The following is an 18,630-nucleotide window of genomic DNA, read 5'->3' on the forward strand; positions in this document are numbered from 1 at the left end:
GTCGCGAGTTCGAGTCTCGTTTCCCGCTCCAATTCAAAGCTGTATCGTCCATGGCGATGCAATGGCGATGAAGGCCAGTACGGCGCTTCATGCCAAATAGCGGTTTGCTTCATATTTGCGGGAATAGCTCAGTTGGTAGAGCACGACCTTGCCAAGGTCGGGGTCGCGAGTTCGAGTCTCGTTTCCCGCTCCAAATCGAAACGCCCTCTCAGACGAGAGGGCGTTTTTTTTTGCCGTTTCTGGCGTCGGCACCCGCGCTCCCGTTTTTGGGGGCAGGGCAAGCCTGTGCTTGCCCTGCTGGGGCATCAATGCTTCGGTGTCTGTTCAGGCAGGCTCAGCAGTTGCTTTTGCTGGTTCCAGTCGAAGGCTTCACCGTTCTGTTCGGCTTCGTAGCGCAGGTCTTCGAGTTGCTGGTACACGGCCAGTTCTTCATCGGGCATGAAGTGCAGGCAGTCGCCGCCGAAGAACCAAAGCAGGTCCCGTGGTACCAGGTGGGCAATCTGTGGGTAGCGCTGGATTACCTGGCAAATCAGGTCTTGGCCCAGGTACTGGCTTTCCAGTGGATCCTGTGGCAGCAGGGTGAGCAGTTCATCGAAGCGTTCGAGGAACAGGGCGTGGCTCTCTTCCGGCACCTGCTCGGCTTCACCCAGGGCGACCAGAATGGTGCGCAGGTGCTGAAGCAGTTGCAGGTGATACTCCAGGTGCGGGTTGGCCATGGAAAGGGTCCTCGGTATGGCTGAAACGGGGGCGGAGTATACGCCGGTTGCGCGGGCTGTGCTGAGCGTGTCAGCACAGTCCGATCGCCAGGAGTCAGCGTATCGCGTCTTTGATCGGGCGCAGCGCCTCCTTGTCGAATGCGTCCACATCGATCACCTGTCGCCGAGCTGCCTCCGCCTCATGCAAGCGCTGCCCCTCGGCAGCTTGCAGTACGCCAGCCTCGACGGCAGCGTCTATCGCTGACTGCCCAGGTGCGGGATGGACCTTGCCGTGCCTGATCGCCTCATGCAGCGCCTTGTGCTGAGGGACGCACTCTGCCAATAGGTCGCTGGCCCGTTGCAAGGCTGCCACCGGGTCGGCTTCGGCCTGCGGACGGAAGCAGCCACTCAGCAGCTCTTCAAGCGCAGGGTCTCCCTTGCGCCGCCCAATCAACTCCGCCACCTCGGCATCCAATTCATCGCTTGGCCCGGTGTGGCGACGTCCCAGAGGGAAGACCAGCACACGCAAGGCGCAACCGACGAAGCGGTTAGGGAAATTGTCGAGCAGGCGATCCAGTGCGGCCTCCGACTGGCCCAGGCTTTCCTCCAGGGCCCAGCGCAGCAATGGCTGCAGGTGCTCCGGTGAGCCCAAGTCGTGGTAGCGCTTGAGAGACGCCGAAGCCAGGTACAGATAGCTCAATACATCGCCGAGGCGCGCACTGAGGCGTTCCCGGCGTTTGAGTGCACCGCCGAGCATCATCATCGACAGGTCCGCCAGCAGTGCAAATGCCGCAGCTTGTCGGTTCAGCGCGCGGAAATAGCCTTGGCTGAGGGCATCACCTGGTACCTGCTCGAAGCGACCCAGGCCGAGCCCCAGTACCAGGGTGCTGGAGGCATTGCCGGCGGCGAAGAGGATATGTTTCATCAACAAGTCATCGAACTCGGCGAGCGCCTGCTCGTGATCCTCGCGCCCGGCAAGGGCCATTTCTTCGAGCACGAACGGATGGCATCGGATCGCGCCCTGACCGAAGATCATCAAATTGCGTGAAAGAATGTTGGCCCCTTCGACGGTGATGGAGATCGGCGCGCCCATCCAGTTGCGTGCCAGGTAGTTGTTCGGGCCCAGGATGATGCCTTTGCCACCATGTACATCCATGGCGTGCTGGATGCATTCGCGACCTCGCTCGGTGAGGTGGTACTTGAGAATTGCCGACAGCACCGAGGGTTTTTCGCCGAGGTCGACAGCCTGGGCGGTCAGTATCCGGGCGCTGTCGGCCAGCCACGCGTTGCCGCCAATGCGGGCCAGGGAGGCTTGGATGCCTTCGAAGGCGGCCAAGGGAACATTGAACTGTTCGCGAATGCGTGCGTACTGGCCGGTCACCAGGCTGCTGTACTTGGCTGCACCTGTGCCTCCCGCGGGCAGGGAAATGGAACGGCCCACGGACAGGCAGTTCATCAGCATCATCCAGCCTTTGCCGAGCATGTCCTTGCCGCCGATCAAGTAATCCAGCGGTATGAAGACATCTTTGCCGCTGTTGGGGCCATTCATGAAGGCCGCGCCCAGCGGGAAGTGGCGCCTGCCGATTTCGACACCCGGTGTGTCGGTGGGCACCAGCGCCAGGCTGATGCCCAGATCCTGCGTGTCGCCCAGCAGGTGCTCCGGGTCATAGGCCTTGAAGGCCAGGCCCAGCAGTGTCGCGATCGGACCAAGGGTGATATAGCGCTTCTCCCAGTTCAGGCGCAGGCCGATCACTTCTTCACCTTGCCATTGGCCTTTGCAGATCACGCCGGTGTCTGGCATGGCGCTCGCGTCCGAGCCGGCCAGTGGGCCGGTGAGGGCGAAGCAGGGGATTTCCTCGCCGCGAGCCAGGCGAGGCAGATAATGATTGCGTTGTTCCTCAGTGCCGTAGTGCAACAGCAGCTCGGCCGGGCCCAGGGAGTTGGGCACCATCACCGTCGAGGCCAGGTCGGCGCTACGGGTAGCCAGTTTCATCACGATTTGAGAGTGGGCATAGGCCGAGAAACCTTTGCCGCCGTATGCCTTGGGGATTATCAGAGCGAAGAAGCCATGGGCCTTGATATGCGTCCACGCTTCTGCTGGCAGGTCCAGGTCCTGACTGATCTGCCAGTCGCTGACCATGGCGCAGAGGGCCTCGGTGGGGCCGTCGATGAAGGCCTGTTCTTCGTCGGTCAGCGTGGCTGCCGGGTAGTCGAGCAGAACATCCCAGTCTGGGCGGCCGCTGAACAGCTGGCCATCCCACCAGACCGTGCCGGCATCGATGGCCTCGCGTTCGGTTCGTGACATCGGCGGCAGCGTGCGCCGGAACCATTGGAACACAGGGGTCGTGAACAACTTGCGCCGCCATTGCGGCAATACCAGAAATGCGGTCTTGAAGGCCAACACCAGCCAGATCAATGCCAGCAGCCAGGCAGGGGCGTGCCCCCAGATGCCCATCAGTAACACATATACCGCGACGGCCCCCAGGATCTTCAGGGGGGCCAGGCGCCGATGCGTGAGGTACGCCGCACCGATCACCAACACCACCAACCACAGCAGCAACATAGTCCTTCCTCCATGGAACATTGGGTTCGAGCTATCCCACAGAGCTTAGACCTGCCTGGCGGGACGGCCTGACCTGAACAGTGACAGGGTATGGCGGCGAGCGTTCAGCGCAGTCCGGTGTTTCACCAACCAGGCCGGCGGATTGGAGTAGACTATCGGGCCTCTGCATACCAAAGGACGCTGTCATGCTGAAGATCTGGGGCCGCAAGAACTCGAGCAATGTGCGCAAGGCACTGTGGATTGCCCATGAACTGGGCCTGGACTTCGAATCGATCGACGCTGGCGGCGCCTTCGGTGTGGTGGACGAGCCGCATTATCGGGCGCGCAACCCTAATGGCTTGGTGCCTATGCTCGAAGATGACGACTTGGTGCTCTGGGAGTCCAACGCCATCGTTCGCTACCTGTGCGCCCAATATGGCCGCGACCAAGACTGGTATCTGGACGATCCGCGCCAGCGCGCCTTGGCGGACAAATGGATGGATTGGACCACCTCGTCCTTCGCCACGCCGTTCCGGCCGTTGTTCTGGGGCCTGCTGCGCACGCCGGAGGACCAGCGCGACTGGGTGGCCATCAATGCTGCCCACAAGCAATGCGCGCAGTTGCTGTCGATCGCCGACCAGGCCTTGGCGGACCAGCCTTATTTGTCCGGCCAGCAGATTGGCATGGGCGATATCCCCCTGGGCTGTTTTATCTACGCCTGGTTCGAAATGCCGATCGAGCGCCCGCAGATGCATCATCTGAGGGCCTGGTATGAGCGCCTGCGCCAACGCCCGGCCTACCAAGCAGCGGTAATGACGGCATTGACCTGAACACCGTGGTCATTTCGATAGTCATTATCGATACACATGACTGTACTTGCGCGGCCAGGGCTTGCACCATTGGCCGCACTCACTGCGCCAGTGATCAGCCCTGGCGTGTCCTGAACCCTTTTCTCGGTACCTGACCCGCTATGAGTTCCGCCCTGTCCATACGACAGCTGACCAAGACCTACGGCAACGGCTTCCAGGCCCTCAAGGGCATCGACCTGGATGTCGCCGAGGGTGACTTCTTCGCTTTGCTTGGCCCCAACGGCGCCGGCAAGTCCACCACCATCGGCATCCTCTCCACCCTGGTCAACAAGACCAGCGGCACGGTGAATGTGTTCGGCCATGACCTGGATCGCGACCCTGCCGCGCTCAAGCGTTGCCTGGGCGTGGTGCCGCAGGAGTTCAACTTCAACCAGTTCGAGAAGACCTTCGATATCGTGGTCACCCAGGCGGGCTACTACGGCATCCCGCCCAAGCTGGCCAAGGAGCGCGCCGAACAGTACCTGACCCAGCTGGGCCTGTGGGATAAGCGGGATGTGCAGTCGCGCTCGCTCTCCGGCGGCATGAAGCGCCGCTTGATGATCGCCCGGGCGCTGATTCACGAACCGCGCTTGCTGATTCTCGATGAGCCGACCGCGGGTGTGGACATCGAGCTGCGCCGTTCGATGTGGAGCTTTCTCACCGAGCTTAACCAGAAAGGCATCACCATCATCCTGACCACCCATTACCTGGAAGAAGCTGAGCAGCTGTGCCGCAACATCGGCATCATCGACCATGGCACCATCGTCGAGAACACCAGCATGCGCAAGCTGCTGAGCAAGCTGCACGTGGAAACCTTCGTTCTCGACCTCAAGCAGGACCTTGCCCAGGCGCCGGTGCTTCAGGGCTACCCGTGCCGGCTGATCACGCCGCACACCCTGGAAGTGCAGGTGGACAAAGCGATGGGCATCACCGCGCTGTTTGGCCAACTGGCATTGCAGCAGATCGAAGTGCAGAGCCTGCGCAACAAGACCAACCGACTCGAGGAGCTGTTCGTGTCACTGGTGGAAAAAAACCTGTCGAAGGTGGCCGTATGAGTCTGGACCTGCGCACCAACTGGGTCGCCCTCAACACCATCGTCTACCGTGAAGTCCGGCGCTTTTTGCGCATCTGGCCGCAAACCCTATTGCCGCCGGCGATCACCATGGTGTTGTACTTCGTGATCTTTGGAAATCTCATCGGTCGACAGATCGGCGACATGGGCGGCTTCACGTACATGGAATACATCGTGCCGGGGTTGATCATGATGTCGGTGATCACCAACTCCTACGGCAACGTGGTTTCGAGCTTCTTTGGCAGCAAGTTCCAGCGTTCGATCGAAGAGCTGATGGTCTCGCCGGTATCGCCGCACACCATTCTCGTCGGCTATGTGCTCGGAGGCGTGTTGCGTGGCCTGGCTGTCGGGGTGATCGTGACCATCCTGTCGATGTTCTTCACCCATCTGCAGGTGCATCACCTGGGTGTCACTGTCGCGGTGGTGCTGCTGACCGCGACCATCTTCTCACTGCTGGGCTTCGTCAACGCCGTATTCGCGCGCAATTTCGACGATATCTCGATCATTCCGACGTTCGTGCTGACGCCGTTGACCTACCTCGGCGGGGTGTTCTATTCGATCAGCTTGCTGCCGCCATTCTGGCAGACCGTGTCGTTGGCGAACCCGGTACTGCACATGGTCAACTCGTTCCGCTACGGCATCCTAGGGGTGTCGGATATCCGTATCGGCACTGCGATCACCTTCATGTTGGTGGCCACAGCAGTGCTTTACCTGCTGTGCGTTCGTCTGCTGGTTAGCGGCCGTGGTATGCGTGCCTGAGGCGTGCCTGGCTGCCCCCTGGGCCTTGCGCCGGCGCCATTGCCGGCCTACCCACCAGCGCCAGTACAGCATGGTGGCGAAGTAGGCGAACAGGCCCAGCACCAGCCCACACACCACCGAGCCCAACAGGAAGGGCTGCCAAATCGTCGACAGTTGATCGGTGACCCACTGGACGGTGATTTCGTCCGGCAGCGTGCGGGGCGGCACCTGCATCAGCCAGGCGCCGGTCATGTAGGTGACGAAGAACACCGGCGGCATGGTCAGTGGATTGGTCAGCCAGACCAGGCTGACCGCGATTGGCAGATTACCCCGCAGTGGGATTGCCAGGCTGGCGGCCAGCAACATCTGCATGGGCATGGGAATCAGTGCCGCAAACAGGCCGACGCCCATGGCCCGCGCCACCGAATGGCGGTTCAGGTGCCAGAGGTTGGGATCGTGCAGCAACCTGCCGAAAAAGCGTAAGGACTTGTGTTCGCGAATGCTGGTTGGATCCGGCATGTAGCGTTTGAAGAGACGGCGCGGCATGTACGCTCCCGGCAGGTGAATGAGGGCAGTATGCCTTTTTTGCCTGACGACCTTGTTCAGAGTTTGTGACAATTATTGAGCAAGGTCGGCCGACTTTTCAGCTAAGCCTCAGAGGGCTGTTTTGCTTCTGGAGCTCTATCTCATGCGCACAGGGATGTTTGCGCTCGCACTCGGGCTGTTGAGCCTGCGTTTTCTGCCTGCATTGCCATCGGTCGGCGCGATGCTGACGATGCTGTTGCTCGGCGTGGTTTGTCTTCCTGGAAGAGCCAGGGCTGTAGGTTGCTTTCTCCTCGGAATGAGCTGGGCCTGTTGGTCGGCGCAAAACGCCTTGGATGATCGTCTGGAATCCGCGTTGGATGGGCGAACCTTGTGGCTGGAGGGGCGGGTGGTGGGATTGCCCGCACTACGAGGGCAATCCGTGCGCTTCGAGCTTGCGGACCCTACCTCGCGTCGCACCGCCTTGCCGCGTCGGCTTCAGTTGAACTGGTTCGAGGGGCCACAACTGAGCGCCGGCGAGTACTGGCGCCTGGCTGTCACGCTCAAGCGACCCCATGGCCTGCTCAACCCCCATGGTCCCGACTGGGAGGCGCTTTTTCTGGCGCGGCGGATCGGCGCCGTGGGCACCGTCAAGGCTGGGCAGTTATTGGCACCCGCCACGAACAACTGGCGCGACGCGGTGCGCCAACGCTTGCTGGCAGTCGATGCCCAAGGGCGCGAAGGTGCCCTGGCGGCGCTGGTCCTGGGGGATGGCTCGGGACTTGCGCGCTCGGAATGGCAGGCGTTGCAGGCCACCGGTACGGTGCACTTGATGGTGATTTCCGGCCAGCACATCGGCTTGGTGGCCGGGCTGGTCTATGGCTTGGTGGCGTGGCTGGCGCGCCTGGGCCTGTGGCCCCAGCGTCTGCCATGGTTGCCTTGGGCGTGCGCGCTGAGTCTGGTTTCAGCGTTGGGGTACGGCGGGCTCGCGGGGTTCGGTGTGCCGGTGCAGCGAGCTTGCCTGATGCTGGCGATGGTCCTGCTCTGGCGTCTGCACTTCAGTCATCTGGGGGCGCTCCTGCCGTTGCTGGCTGCCCTGTGTGGCGTGCTGCTGATCGAACCGTTGGCAAGCCTGTTGCCGGGGTTCTGGCTATCGTTCGCCGCAGTCGCTGTTCTGGTGTTCTGCTTTGCCGGGCGCCTCGGCGGCTGGCGGCCGTGGCAAGCCTGGAGCAGGGCGCAATGGGTGGTCGCGGTGGGCTTGTTGCCGGCCTTGCTGGCGCTGGGTTTGCCGATCAGCCTGACAGCGCCGCTGGCCAATCTGTTGGCGGTACCCTGGATCAGTTTTGCCGTGTTGCCGTTGGCGCTGCTGGGCAGTGCGCTATTGCCGCTGGGCCAGCCCGGTGAGCTGTTGCTGTGGTGGGCAGGCGGGTTGCTGGAAATATTGTTTCAGCAGTTGGCGCTGTTGGGGCAATGGCGTCCGGCCTGGGAGCCCCAGGCATTGACGCCGTGGGCGGGACTGCTGGTCGGATTGGGGGCGGCGTTGCTGTTGCTGCCCCGGGGTGTGCCGCTGCGTGGACTAGGGGGCGTGATGCTAATGGCTCTGTGGGCTCCACGGGAGCCAGTGCCGCAGGGGCAGGTTGAAGTCCTGCAACTGGATGTGGGGCAGGGCCTGGCCGTGCTGCTGCGAACCCGCACGCACAGCCTGCTTTACGATGCCGGCCCCGCCAAGGGTGACATGGACCTGGGGGACCGGGTGGTGTTGCCGACCTTGCGCAAGCTGGGCGTCAAGCACCTGGATCTGATGCTGATCAGTCATGGCCACGCCGATCATGCCGGCGGCTCAGCGGCTATCGGGCGCGGTCTGCCGCTGGGTAGGGTGCTTGCGGGGGAGCCTGAACAATTACCGGAGGCTTTGCGGGCTCGCCCGTGCGTCAGTGGTGAGCGCTGGCACTGGGATGGGGTGGACTTCATGCTTTGGCAGTGGGCAGGGGGGCCGGCCGGCAACGAGCGTTCCTGTGCGCTGCTGGTACAGGCCCAGGGCGAGCGGTTGTTACTGGCCGGCGATATGGAGGCTGGTGCCGAGCGGGCTTGGCTGGCAGCGACCGATGCGCCGCGCATCGACTGGTTGCAGGCGCCGCACCATGGCAGTCGCAGCTCATCCACCGAGCCGTTCATCCGCGCTACGTCGCCAAGGGGCGTGATGATTTCCCGGGGGCGCTACAACGGCTTCGGCCATCCGCATCCGCAGGTCGTGGAGCGTTACCGGCGGTACGGATTGAGCGTTCATGACACCGCGATCGAAGGCGCTTTGCGCCTACGCCTGGGCACCCATGGCGAGGTCGAGGGACTGCGGGCGCAGCGGCGGTTCTGGCGACAGTTGCAATGAATAGCCCATGCGCAGGTCATAACGTGAACGGCCGACTCCCTGACCTTCGGCAGATGAGCCCCCCACGGTCCTATGGTAGAGTGGCGGCCTTTTTCAAGGGGATGCTTACTGTGTGGGAATTGGTCAAGTCCGGTGGTTGGATGATGCTGCCGATCATTCTGAGTTCCATCGCCGCCATGGCTATCGTCGCCGAGCGCCTGTGGACCCTGCGCGCCAGTCGCGTGACCCCACCGCACCTGCTGGGCCAGGTGTGGATGTGGATCAAGGACAAGCAACTGACCAGTGACAAGCTCAAGGCCCTGCGCGCCGATTCGCCGTTGGGCGAAATCCTCGCTGCGGGCCTGGCCAACTCCCGTCATGGTCGCGAGATCATGAAAGAATGCATCGAGGAGGCCGCCTCCCGGGTCATCCATGAGCTGGAGCGCTACATCGGTACATTGGGCACCATCGCCGCGATGGCCCCCTTGCTCGGCCTTTTGGGTACGGTGCTGGGCATGATCGATATCTTCAGCGCCTTCATGGGCTCGCAGATGACTGCCAACCCGGCCGTTCTCGCGGGTGGTATTTCCAAGGCCCTGGTCACCACAGCCGCCGGCCTGATGGTGGGGATCCCGGCGGTCTTCTTCCACCGGTTCCTGCAGCGACGCATCGATGAGCTGGTCGTCGGCATGGAGCAGGAGGCAATCAAGCTGGTCGAGGTGCTGCAAGGCGATCGCGAAGTGGAAGTGGCCGGAGGCAAGGCGTGAAGTTCCGGCGCAACCGGCAACGGGAGAACGTGGACATCAACCTGGCGTCGTTGATCGACGTGGTGTTCGTTCTGCTCCTGTTCTTCGTGGTCACCACCACCTTTACCCGCGAGACCCAGCTGCGCGTCGAGCTGCCCGAAGCCGCCAGTGCCACCCAGGCACCGGCAGAGGAGGGCAAGGTTGTGGAAATCACCATCAGTGCGGACGGCGTGTATTCGGTCAACAACCACTTGCTGCCCAAGAGCGATCTGGCGACCTTGACCGAGGCGCTCGAGCGCGAATCGGGCGGGGACATCACCCTGCCGCTGGCGATCAGCGCGGACGGCAAGACGCCGCACCAGGCTGTGGTCACCGCAATGGATGCGGCCGGCAAGCTCGGCTTCAGCAAGTTGCGCATGACCACCGTCGAGGCCGCGCAGGGTACTCCTTGATGGCTTTCGCTGACCGTCTGCTCGCGGCCTGGTACGCCGGGCATCCGGCGCTTGCAATGTTGCGCCCGCTCGAGGCCCTTTACCGGCAGGTGGTGACGCGCAAGCGTGCACGTTTTCTCAGTGGTGACAGCGCCAGCTACCGAGCGCCGGTGCCGGTGATCGTAGTGGGCAACATCACGGTCGGCGGCACCGGAAAGACGCCGATGATTCTCTGGTTGATCGAGCACTGTCGTCTGCTTGGGCTCAAGGTCGGGGTGGTCAGTCGGGGTTATGGCGCAGCGCCGCCCAGCCTGCCTTGGCGTGTCCGGGCAGACCAGAGCGCGCAGCACGCCGGTGACGAACCGCTGTTGATCGTTCAACGTACAGGCGTGCCTCTGATGATCGATCCTGATCGTTCCTGCGCCGTGCAGGCGCTGCTGGCCAGCGAGCCGCTAGACCTGATCCTGTGCGATGACGGCATGCAGCACTACCGCCTGGCGCGTGACTTGGAGTTGGTGCTGATTGACGCCGCTCGCGGCCTGGGCAATCGCCGTTGTCTGCCGGCGGGCCCGTTGCGGGAGCCGGTCGAGCGTCTGGCCGAGGCCGATGCGGTGCTGTACAACGGCGCAAAGGTGGACCTGGACGACGGCTTCGCTTTCGGCCTGCGGCCCTCGGCACTGGTCAATCTGCGCAGCGGCGAGCGTCGCCCACTCGATCACTTTCCGGCTGGCCAGGCGTTGCACGCCGTGGCTGGCATCGGCAATCCACAGCGTTTCTTCAATACATTGCAAGGGCTAAACTGGCAGCCGATACCGCATCCCTTTGCCGATCATGCGCAGTTCAGCGTCGAGAACCTGGCGTTCAGTCCGGCGCTGCCGCTGGTGATGACCGAGAAGGATGCAGTGAAGTGCCGGCCCTTTGCGGCCGACGACTGGTGGTACCTGGCGGTCGACGCCGTGCCATCCCAGGCCTTTGCCAACTGGTTCGACGGGCAGTTGCAGCGTCTGCTGCCTGAACGTCTCCAGCCCTGAGCCTTTTTCTTTTTTCCGGCCTTTGGCCTCAAGGAAGCCTCCATGGACACCAAATTGCTCGATATCCTGGCCTGCCCGATCACCAAGGGCCCGCTCAAGCTCAGTGCCGACAAAACCGAGCTGATCAGCAAGGGCGCGGGCCTGGCTTATCCGATTCGTGACGGCATCCCAGTGATGCTGGAAAGTGAAGCGCGCACCCTGACCGACGACGAGCGCCTGGACAAATGAGCTTGAATTTCACCGTGGTGATTCCTGCCCGCCTGCGCTCGACCCGCCTGCCGGGCAAGCCACTGCTGGCGATCGCCGGCAAGCCGATGGTCCAGCATGTCTGGGAACAGGCCCGCAAAAGCGGCGCCAGCCGCGTGGTCATCGCCACCGACGATGCCAGCATCGTCGAGGCTTGCCAGGCATTTGGCGCCGAGGTCCTGCTGACCCGTGCCGACCACGAGTCCGGCACTGACCGACTGGCCGAAGTGGCCTCGCATCTGGGCCTGCCGGCTGACGCCATCGTGGTCAATGTGCAGGGCGACGAGCCTTTGATTCCGCCGGTGATCATCGATCAGGTGGCCGCCAACCTTGCAGCCCATCCGGAAGCGGGCATCGCGACGTTGGCCGAGCCGATCGCCGAGCCTGAAACCGTGTTCAATCCCAATGCGGTCAAGGTGGTCAGCGATAAGCATGGTCTCGCCCTGACCTTCAGCCGTGCACCGCTGCCTTGGGCGCGGGATGCGTTCGCCAAGCGCCGCGACAGCATCCCCGAAGGCGTTCCTTACCGCCGTCATATCGGTATGTACGCCTACCGTGTGGGTTTTCTCCAGGACTTCGTCAGCTGGGGCCCTTGCTGGCTGGAGCAGACCGAAGCGCTGGAGCAACTGCGCGCCCTATGGCATGGCGTGCGCATTCACGTAGCAGACGCCATCGAGGCCCCGGCCGTCGGCGTGGATACTCCTGAAGACCTGGAGCGCGTTCGGCGCTTGCTGGAGGCCTGATGCGCGTTCTGTTCGTCTGCCTGGGCAATATCTGTCGTTCACCGACTGCCGAAGGTGTATTGCGCCACCAATTGCAGGCCGCAGGACTTGCCGAGCTGGTGCACGTGGCCTCGGCCGGCACCGGTGACTGGCACGTCGGCAAGGCGCCCGACAGCCGTACCTGCCGCGCGGCCCTGGCGCGTGGCTATGACTTGTCCCGTCAGCGTGCCCAGCAGGTCAAGGCAGAGCATTTTGCCGAATACGACCTGATCCTGGCGATGGACAAGAGCAACCTGGCTCATCTGCACGCCATGCGTCCCCACGCCGCGCCCGGTGAACTGGATCTCTTTCTGCGCCGCTATGGCGCAGCCTTGGATGAGGTACCGGACCCTTACTATGGCGGCGCCGAAGGTTTCGAGCAGGTCTTGGACCTGATCGAAGCTGCATGCCAGGCGCTGGTCGTTGAAATCAAGGGGCGGCTATGACGAGCTGGCAGGAACGGGTTTCGCTCAAGCCCTACAACACCTTTGGCATTGACGTGAAGGCGCGCTACTTCACCCAGGCCCATGACGATGCGCAGGTTCGTCAGGCCCTGGCTGAGGCCATCGAGCGGCAAGTGCGTGTGCTGGTGATCGGTGGCGGCAGCAACCTGCTGCTGACTGGTGACATCGATGCCTTGGTGTTGCATATGGCCAGCCGAGGCCGTCGGGTGTTGCAGGACGATGGTGATCGGGTCGTGGTGGAGGCCGAGGCAGGCGAGCCTTGGCATCCCTTTGTGCAGTGGAGCCTGACACAGGGCTTTTGCGGCCTGGAGAACCTCAGCCTGATCCCGGGCACCGTTGGCGCCGCGCCCATGCAGAACGTCGGTGCCTATGGCGTAGAGATCAAGGACGTATTTGCCGGCCTAACCGCCTTGGATCGTGAAACCGGTGAGTTGCGGGACTTTGCTCTGGAGGAATGTGCCTTCGCTTATCGGGACAGCTTGTTCAAACGCAACCCTGGGCGGTGGCTGATCCTGCGGGTGCGTTTTGCTCTGAGTCGAACCCTGCATGCGCATCTGGATTACGGCCCGGTTCGCCAGCGTCTGCTGGAGCAGGGCGTTCATGCGCCGACCGCCATGGCCATCAGCGAAGCTATCTGCAGCATTCGCAGGGAAAAACTGCCTGACCCGGCCGAGCTGGGCAATGCTGGTAGCTTCTTCAAGAACCCTGTGGTAACGGCGGCGCTGGCCGAGCAGATTCGCGAGCGCTTCCCGGGCGTGGTGGCTTATCCGCAGGCAGATGGGCAGGTGAAGCTGGCTGCAGGCTGGCTGATCGAGCAGGCGGGGTGGAAAGGGTACCGGGACGGGGATGCCGGGGTGCATCGTCTGCAATCGCTGGTCCTGGTGAACTATGGCCGGGCAAGCGGGGCACAGGTGCATGACTTGGCGCGCAGGATACAAGCCGATATTTACGAGCGCTTCGGGGTCGAGCTGGAGATGGAACCGAACCTGTACTGATCCTTGGGGGCTGCTACACAGACCATCGTTCAAGTCAGTCTCGCGCTAAATGTTCCCGAAATGAAAAAGCCCCGCCAGTTCGCACTGGCGGGGCTTTTTCATTCAACCGATGGCATCAACCGTGATTAGGTTTCTGCTCATCGGTGGTCGCCAGCGCTTCGGCAGCCTGTGCCTCGGCGGCAGCCTTGGCAGCGGCTTCGGCTTCGCGCTTGCGGCGACGCACTTCACGTGGGTCGTTCGGTGCGCGGCCGTTTGGCAGCATCACAGTGGCAGGCTCGGCCGGAGCCGGGGCTTGCTCTTGTACGCTGGCCTGGGCAGCTACCGGAGCGGGTTCGGCCACTTCCGGCTTGGCCTCGGCAGCCTCGGCAGGCTGCTCGGCAACCGGTGCTGGTGCGGCTTGCTGCTCAAAGGCAGGGGCTTGCTCAGCTTCGCCGGATTCCACGACAGCAGCTTCTGTAACCGCTTCGGTAATTGGCGCTTCGACGACCGGTTGTGGGACCACTTCGACTACGGGCTCGGCGCTTGGCTCGGTCACCGCGACTGGCTCGCTGAGCGGTTGCTCGACCACGGGTGCGATGGCGAGCTCCTGAGCCTGGGCGATCTGCTCGACGACCTGCTCGGCAGGCTGGGCAGCTTCCTGGGCTTGGGCAACCACGTTGGTAGCCTGTTCGGCCTGCTGGTTGGCCTGGGCTTCGGCTTCGGCACTGATGTTGCTGGAGGCAACGGCAGCGGTGACGGCAAGGCCAGCGGCCAGCTCTGCACCCAGCTCGGTAGCCTGGTGTTGCTGTGCTGGTTGCTCTTCGCCGGTGGCTTCGTCTTCACCACCTTCGATCAGCTCGCCATTGGCATTGCGTTGGCGCTCGCGACGGTTGCTGCGACGACGTTGGCCGCGGGAGCGACGACGTGGGCGTTCGCCATCGGCGCCGTCCTGTTGCTCTTCCTGCAGCAGCTCTTCGTTTGGCAGTTGTTCCTCGGCGGCCTCGGCGACCTCGGTACCTGCGCGAGGCTGACGCTCTTCACGAGGTGGGCGTGGTTGACGCTCTTCGCGTTCGGTGCGCTCTTCGCGTGGTGCGCGTTCTTCGCGCGGGGCACGCTCTTCACGAGGTGCACGCTCTTCACGCGGCTGACGTTCTTCACGAGGCTGACGTTCTTCGCGCGGTTGGCGCTCTTCACGTGGCGCACGTTCCTCGCGGGCTACACGCTCTTCGCGCGGGGCACGCTCTTCACGTGGCTGGCGCTCTTCACGGACGGTAGGGGCGGCATCCAGAGGTTCACGCAGTTCGCGCACGCGCTCTTCTCGGTTGCCGCGGCGGTCTTCGCGCGGCTGACGTGCTTGGCGCTCTTCGCGTGGAGCACGCTCCTCACGGGGGGCGCGTTCTTCACGCGGGGCCCGCTCTTCACGTGGCTGACGCTCTTCGCGCGGGGCGCGCTCGCTGCGTTCTTCGCGCGGTTTGCGGTCTTCGTCGCGACGGCCGTTGCGATTGCGGCTCTGCTGACGACCGTTGCGGCGCTCTTCGTTGCGCTGTGGGCGCTCGGCAGCCGGTTTCTCGGTGTTGGCGACCGGTGCGGCTACAGGTTCGTCCTTACCGGCGAACAGGCTTACCAGCGATTTGACCAAGCCTTTGAACAGGCTTGGCTCCGGAGCGCTTGGTGCCGGTGCGACTGGTGCGGCCGGTGCTGGCTCGGGTGTGCTGGGTACCGGCGCGTTGGCGCGGGCCGGGGCGGTCTTGACCGCGGCTTCCTGGCGAACCAGGGTGCGGGTGGCAGTCGGCTGCGGCGCTTCTTCGGTTTCGGCGGCGGCGATCTCGTAGCTGGACTGGTTGTTCAGCACGTCCGGATTGTCGTCGCGCAGGCGCTGGACTTCGAAGTGCGGCGTTTCCAGGTGATCGTTCGGCAGGATGATGATGCGGGCGCGGGTGCGCAGTTCGATCTTGGTGATCGAGTTGCGCTTTTCGTTGAGCAGGAAAGCTGCAACCGGGATCGGCACCTGAGCGCGTACCTCGGCGGTACGATCTTTCAGGGCTTCCTCCTCGATCAGGCGCAGGATGGCCAGGGACAGCGACTCGACGTCACGGATGATGCCGGTGCCGGAGCAGCGTGGGCAGACGATGCCGCTGCTCTCGCCCAGGGAAGGACGCAGGCGCTGACGGGACATTTCCAGCAGGCCGAAGCGCGAGATGCGGCCAACCTGGACTCGGGCGCGGTCGGCCTCGAGGCATTCACGCACGCGCTCTTCAACGGCGCGCTGGTTCTTGGCCGGGGTCATGTCGATGAAGTCGATGACGATCAGGCCGCCGATGTCACGCAGACGCAGTTGGCGGGCGATTTCCTCGGCCGCTTCCAGGTTGGTCTGCAGGGCGGTTTCTTCGATGTCGCTGCCTTTGGTGGCGCGCGCCGAGTTGATGTCGATGGAGACCAGGGCCTCGGTCGGGTCGATGACGATGGAGCCACCGGAGGGCAGATCGACCACACGCTGGAAGGCGGTCTCGATCTGGCTTTCGATCTGGAAGCGATTGAACAGCGGGACGCTGTCTTCGTACAGCTTTACCTTGCTGGCGTACTGCGGCATGACTTGGCGGATGAAGGTCAGGGCTTCTTCCTGGGCGTCAATGCTGTCGATCAGCACTTCGCCGATGTCCTGGCGCAGGTAGTCGCGGATGGCGCGGATGATGACATTGCTTTCCTGGTAGATCAGGAAAGGTGCGGCGCGATCTTGGGAGGCCTCCTTGATGGCGGTCCACAGTTGCAGGAGGTAGTCGAGGTCCCACTGCATTTCTTCGCTGCTGCGGCCAAGGCCGGCAGTGCGCACGATCAGGCCCATGTCGCCTGGGACGGTCAGGCCGTTGAGGGCTTCGCGCAGCTCATTGCGCTCTTCGCCTTCGATGCGACGGGAGATGCCGCCGGCACGTGGGTTGTTGGGCATCAGCACCAGGTAGCGACCGGCCAAGCTGATGAAGGTGGTGAGGGCGGCGCCTTTGTTGCCGCGCTCTTCCTTCTCGACCTGGACGATGACTTCCTGGCCTTCGCTCAATACTTCTTTAATGTTGACGCGGCCTTCTGGCGCCTTCTTGAAGTATTCGCGGGAGATTTCCTTGAGCGGCAGGAAGCCGTGACGTTCGGAGCCGAAATCGACGAAAGCGGCTTCGAGGCTGGGTTCGATCCGGGTGATCCGGCCTTTGTAGATGTTGGCCTTCTTCTGCTCGCGCGCCCCGGATTCGATATCCAGGTCGTAGAGACGTTGGCCATCCACCAGGGCTACACGCAACTCTTCGGGTTGAGTTGCGTTAATCAGCATTCTTTTCATGTTGTACCGTCGGTTTCCGGGCTGCCGGAAACGGCGTTCGGCACACACGACTTCTCATGGTCGGTGCCAAGGTGCGCAAAGGGTGGCGGGCCACCCCCGTGTCCAACGACATTCGGCACCAGCCGGTTGCCCAGCCTGCCGTGGTCGCGACGACGCGTCCTGTTTTGCGGTGCCTGGCGGCCGGTGTGGTCGAACCGAGTACTTCATCTCGGTGCCTGGGCTTGCCTCGCTGCATTGCCATTGCTCGGCGTAGCTTGGCTACGACGGGGCGTGGCGCCTTGCCTGGCAAACCCTGGCACTCGAAGGTGAATCCTCGAACAACCGTACAGGCCACTTGCACTCAGTCAGGAGGAGGAATCAGCCGTGGGCCGTGGACACTTTCGGGGGTGTCTGCGAAGCCCGGGTCCGCTTGCCAGGCCAGCCTGGGGCTGGTGGCCGGATGCCGTGCTACACGGTCCGAGGTCTGTGCATCTCCACCCTGCACGTATCCCTGATAGTTCGGGTGCTGCCGCGCGCTGAATCCGCAACGGGTTGCATTTTTCGTCAGTTCCGATTCGGGAACTGGCGCCATTTATGTCCAAGGCAGGTATTTCCGAAGCATTCGCCGGGCGATGCGTGCAAGCGCCAAGGGGCGGGCAGAGGTACGGCGAAAAGAAGCGGGTAAGCAGGTGAAACACCGCACTTGTCGTTTTTTTTCGGTCTTCTCTACACGGCGCTGGTGGCGATTCCAGGCATTTCGGTAAACTGGCGAAAACCCCGTCGGACGGCCTCGCGTCCTCGAGAATTGCGATGGTCAGGGGCGGGCCTGGAGCCTGCTGCCGCTGGCCTGCCGCTTTTGGCGGCGTTCGCGACTATAGCAGCAATGATTAAGTGCTTCAATTCCATAAAAAATTGTTATGATTCCTCCATGACGACCAATACCCCTCCGACTTCCGGCGTTCAGCTGATCGAAGTCGCGCCGGAGCTTGCCGGCCAACGCATCGACAATTTCCTCATCACGGCCCTCAAAGGCGTGCCCAAGACCTTGGTTTACCGCATCCTGCGTAAAGGCGAGGTGCGGGTCAACAAAGGGCGGATCAAGCCTGAGTACAAACTGCAGGCTGGCGACATCGTACGAGTGCCGCCTGTCCGGCTGCCTGAGCGCGACGAGCCTGCGCCGGTGGCCCAGGGGCTTTTGCAGCGCCTGGAGGCGGCTATTGTCTATGAAGACAAGGCGCTGATCGTGCTCAACAAGCCAGCCGGTATTGCCGTGCATGGCGGCAGTGGTCTGAGCTTCGGCGTGATCGAGGCACTGCGTCAGCTGCGTCCGGATGCCAAGGAGCTGGAGCTGGTGCATCGCCTCGATCGTGACACCTCCGGGCTGCTCATGATCGCCAAGAAGCGCAGCATGCTGCGCCATTTGCATGCCGCATTGCGCGGCGACGGTGTCGACAAGCGGTACATGGCGTTGGTGCGTGGCCACTGGCCAACGTCCAAGAAGCAGGTCAGCGCGCCGCTGCAAAAGAGCAACCTGCGCTCCGGCGAGCGCATGGTCGAAGTTGATGAGGAGGGCAAGGAAGCGCTGACGCTGTTCCGCGTCCTGCGTCGCTTCGGCGACTTCGCGACCATGGTCGAGGCGCGTCCGGTGACGGGGCGTACCCACCAGATTCGTGTCCATACCTTGCATGCCGGGCATAGCATCGCCGGGGACAGCAAGTATGGTGACGAAGACTTCTCCAGGGAGATTCGTGATCTGGGTGGCAAGCGTCTGTTCCTGCATGCCTATGCCCTGACCGTGCCGCTGCCCGATGGCGGTGAGCTCAAGCTCGAGGCTCCGGTGGATGAGGTCTGGTCCAAGACTGTGGAGCGCTTGAGTGCGACTTGATCGTTC

Annotated in this window: 16 protein-coding genes and 1 tRNA gene; 13 read left to right on the forward strand and 4 right to left on the reverse strand. The window is 63.0% G+C overall.

Annotated features, from left to right (window positions below):
* The first annotated feature begins 117 nt into the window (after positions 1-117).
* Positions 118-193, forward strand: a tRNA-Gly gene (locus HMPREF3173_RS11630).
* 112 nt (positions 194-305) lie between these two features.
* Here HMPREF3173_RS11630 and HMPREF3173_RS11635 read toward each other — a convergent pair.
* Together HMPREF3173_RS11635 and HMPREF3173_RS11640 are read right to left on the reverse strand one after the other, a co-directional pair.
* The gene (locus HMPREF3173_RS11635; RefSeq protein WP_043209867.1) at positions 306-716 is read right to left on the reverse strand and encodes a PA2817 family protein; all 411 of its coding nucleotides are present in this window, start codon (positions 714-716) and stop codon (positions 306-308) included.
* Between the two features lie 94 nt (positions 717-810).
* Entirely contained in the window at positions 811-3,258 is a 2,448-nt protein-coding gene (locus HMPREF3173_RS11640) for an acyl-CoA dehydrogenase (RefSeq protein WP_070573240.1), read from the reverse strand.
* Between the two features lie 185 nt (positions 3,259-3,443).
* Here HMPREF3173_RS11640 and HMPREF3173_RS11645 point away from each other — a divergent pair, with 185 nt between their 5' ends.
* The 3 genes from HMPREF3173_RS11645 to HMPREF3173_RS11655 all read left to right on the forward strand — a co-directional run bounded on the left by HMPREF3173_RS11645 (position 3,444) and on the right by HMPREF3173_RS11655 (position 5,916).
* Positions 3,444-4,067, forward strand: coding sequence for a glutathione S-transferase (locus HMPREF3173_RS11645; RefSeq protein ID WP_070573242.1), 624 nt, complete (start codon positions 3,444-3,446; stop codon positions 4,065-4,067).
* Positions 4,068-4,207: 140 nt separating this feature from the next.
* Positions 4,208-5,140: an ABC transporter ATP-binding protein gene (locus tag HMPREF3173_RS11650; protein ID WP_070573244.1), complete on the forward strand. Its 933-nt coding sequence runs from the start codon at positions 4,208-4,210 to the stop codon at positions 5,138-5,140.
* Entirely contained in the window at positions 5,137-5,916 is a 780-nt protein-coding gene (locus tag HMPREF3173_RS11655; protein ID WP_043214381.1) for an ABC transporter permease, read from the forward strand. The genes HMPREF3173_RS11650 and HMPREF3173_RS11655 overlap by 4 nt, the downstream gene beginning before the upstream one ends.
* On the opposite strand, the gene HMPREF3173_RS23950 is transcribed toward HMPREF3173_RS11655, so the two are convergent.
* Positions 5,800-6,441: a DUF2062 domain-containing protein gene (locus HMPREF3173_RS23950; RefSeq protein WP_139146844.1), complete on the reverse strand. Its 642-nt coding sequence runs from the start codon at positions 6,439-6,441 to the stop codon at positions 5,800-5,802. The genes HMPREF3173_RS11655 and HMPREF3173_RS23950 overlap by 117 nt on opposite strands.
* A gap of 142 nt (positions 6,442-6,583) precedes the next feature.
* Between HMPREF3173_RS23950 and HMPREF3173_RS11665 the strand changes: the two genes are divergently transcribed.
* The 8 genes from HMPREF3173_RS11665 to murB all read left to right on the forward strand — a co-directional run bounded on the left by HMPREF3173_RS11665 (position 6,584) and on the right by murB (position 13,456).
* Positions 6,584-8,803, forward strand: a complete 2,220-nt coding sequence (locus tag HMPREF3173_RS11665) for a DNA internalization-related competence protein ComEC/Rec2 (RefSeq protein ID WP_070573249.1) — start codon at positions 6,584-6,586, stop codon at positions 8,801-8,803.
* Positions 8,804-8,913: 110 nt separating this feature from the next.
* The gene (locus HMPREF3173_RS11670) at positions 8,914-9,549 is read left to right on the forward strand and encodes a MotA/TolQ/ExbB proton channel family protein (protein ID WP_043214385.1); all 636 of its coding nucleotides are present in this window, start codon (positions 8,914-8,916) and stop codon (positions 9,547-9,549) included.
* Complete coding sequence (locus HMPREF3173_RS11675; RefSeq protein WP_043214387.1) at positions 9,546-9,980, forward strand: ExbD/TolR family protein; 435 nt, start codon at positions 9,546-9,548, stop codon at positions 9,978-9,980. The genes HMPREF3173_RS11670 and HMPREF3173_RS11675 overlap by 4 nt, the downstream gene beginning before the upstream one ends.
* Positions 9,980-10,990: a tetraacyldisaccharide 4'-kinase gene (gene lpxK / locus HMPREF3173_RS11680; protein WP_070573251.1), complete on the forward strand. Its 1,011-nt coding sequence runs from the start codon at positions 9,980-9,982 to the stop codon at positions 10,988-10,990. Before HMPREF3173_RS11675 ends, lpxK begins: the two co-directional genes overlap by 1 nt.
* 42 nt (positions 10,991-11,032) lie before the next feature.
* Positions 11,033-11,218 (forward strand): Trm112 family protein, encoded by a 186-nt coding sequence (locus HMPREF3173_RS11685; RefSeq protein WP_003247142.1) that lies wholly within the window; start codon positions 11,033-11,035, stop codon positions 11,216-11,218.
* A complete protein-coding gene (gene kdsB, locus HMPREF3173_RS11690; RefSeq protein ID WP_070573253.1) occupies positions 11,215-11,979 on the forward strand; it encodes a 3-deoxy-manno-octulosonate cytidylyltransferase in 765 nt (254 codons plus the stop codon). Before HMPREF3173_RS11685 ends, kdsB begins: the two co-directional genes overlap by 4 nt.
* Positions 11,979-12,443 (forward strand): low molecular weight protein-tyrosine-phosphatase, encoded by a 465-nt coding sequence (locus tag HMPREF3173_RS11695; protein WP_043214393.1) that lies wholly within the window; start codon positions 11,979-11,981, stop codon positions 12,441-12,443. Before kdsB ends, HMPREF3173_RS11695 begins: the two co-directional genes overlap by 1 nt.
* Positions 12,440-13,456: a UDP-N-acetylmuramate dehydrogenase gene (gene murB / locus HMPREF3173_RS11700; RefSeq protein WP_043214395.1), complete on the forward strand. Its 1,017-nt coding sequence runs from the start codon at positions 12,440-12,442 to the stop codon at positions 13,454-13,456. Before HMPREF3173_RS11695 ends, murB begins: the two co-directional genes overlap by 4 nt.
* A 115-nt stretch (positions 13,457-13,571) precedes the next feature.
* Here murB and rne read toward each other — a convergent pair whose 3' ends face one another.
* Positions 13,572-16,760: a ribonuclease E gene (gene rne / locus HMPREF3173_RS11705; protein ID WP_070573255.1), complete on the reverse strand. Its 3,189-nt coding sequence runs from the start codon at positions 16,758-16,760 to the stop codon at positions 13,572-13,574.
* Between the two features lie 907 nt (positions 16,761-17,667).
* Between rne and rluC the strand changes: the two genes are divergently transcribed.
* Positions 17,668-18,624, forward strand: a complete 957-nt coding sequence (gene rluC, locus HMPREF3173_RS11710; RefSeq protein ID WP_070573257.1) for a 23S rRNA pseudouridine(955/2504/2580) synthase RluC — start codon at positions 17,668-17,670, stop codon at positions 18,622-18,624.
* The last annotated feature ends 6 nt before the right edge of the window (positions 18,625-18,630 follow it).

It is taken from the genome of Pseudomonas sp. HMSC08G10 (assembly GCF_001808425.1).
In the GTDB taxonomy this organism is placed as follows: Bacteria; Pseudomonadota; Gammaproteobacteria; order Pseudomonadales; family Pseudomonadaceae; genus Aquipseudomonas; species Aquipseudomonas guariconensis.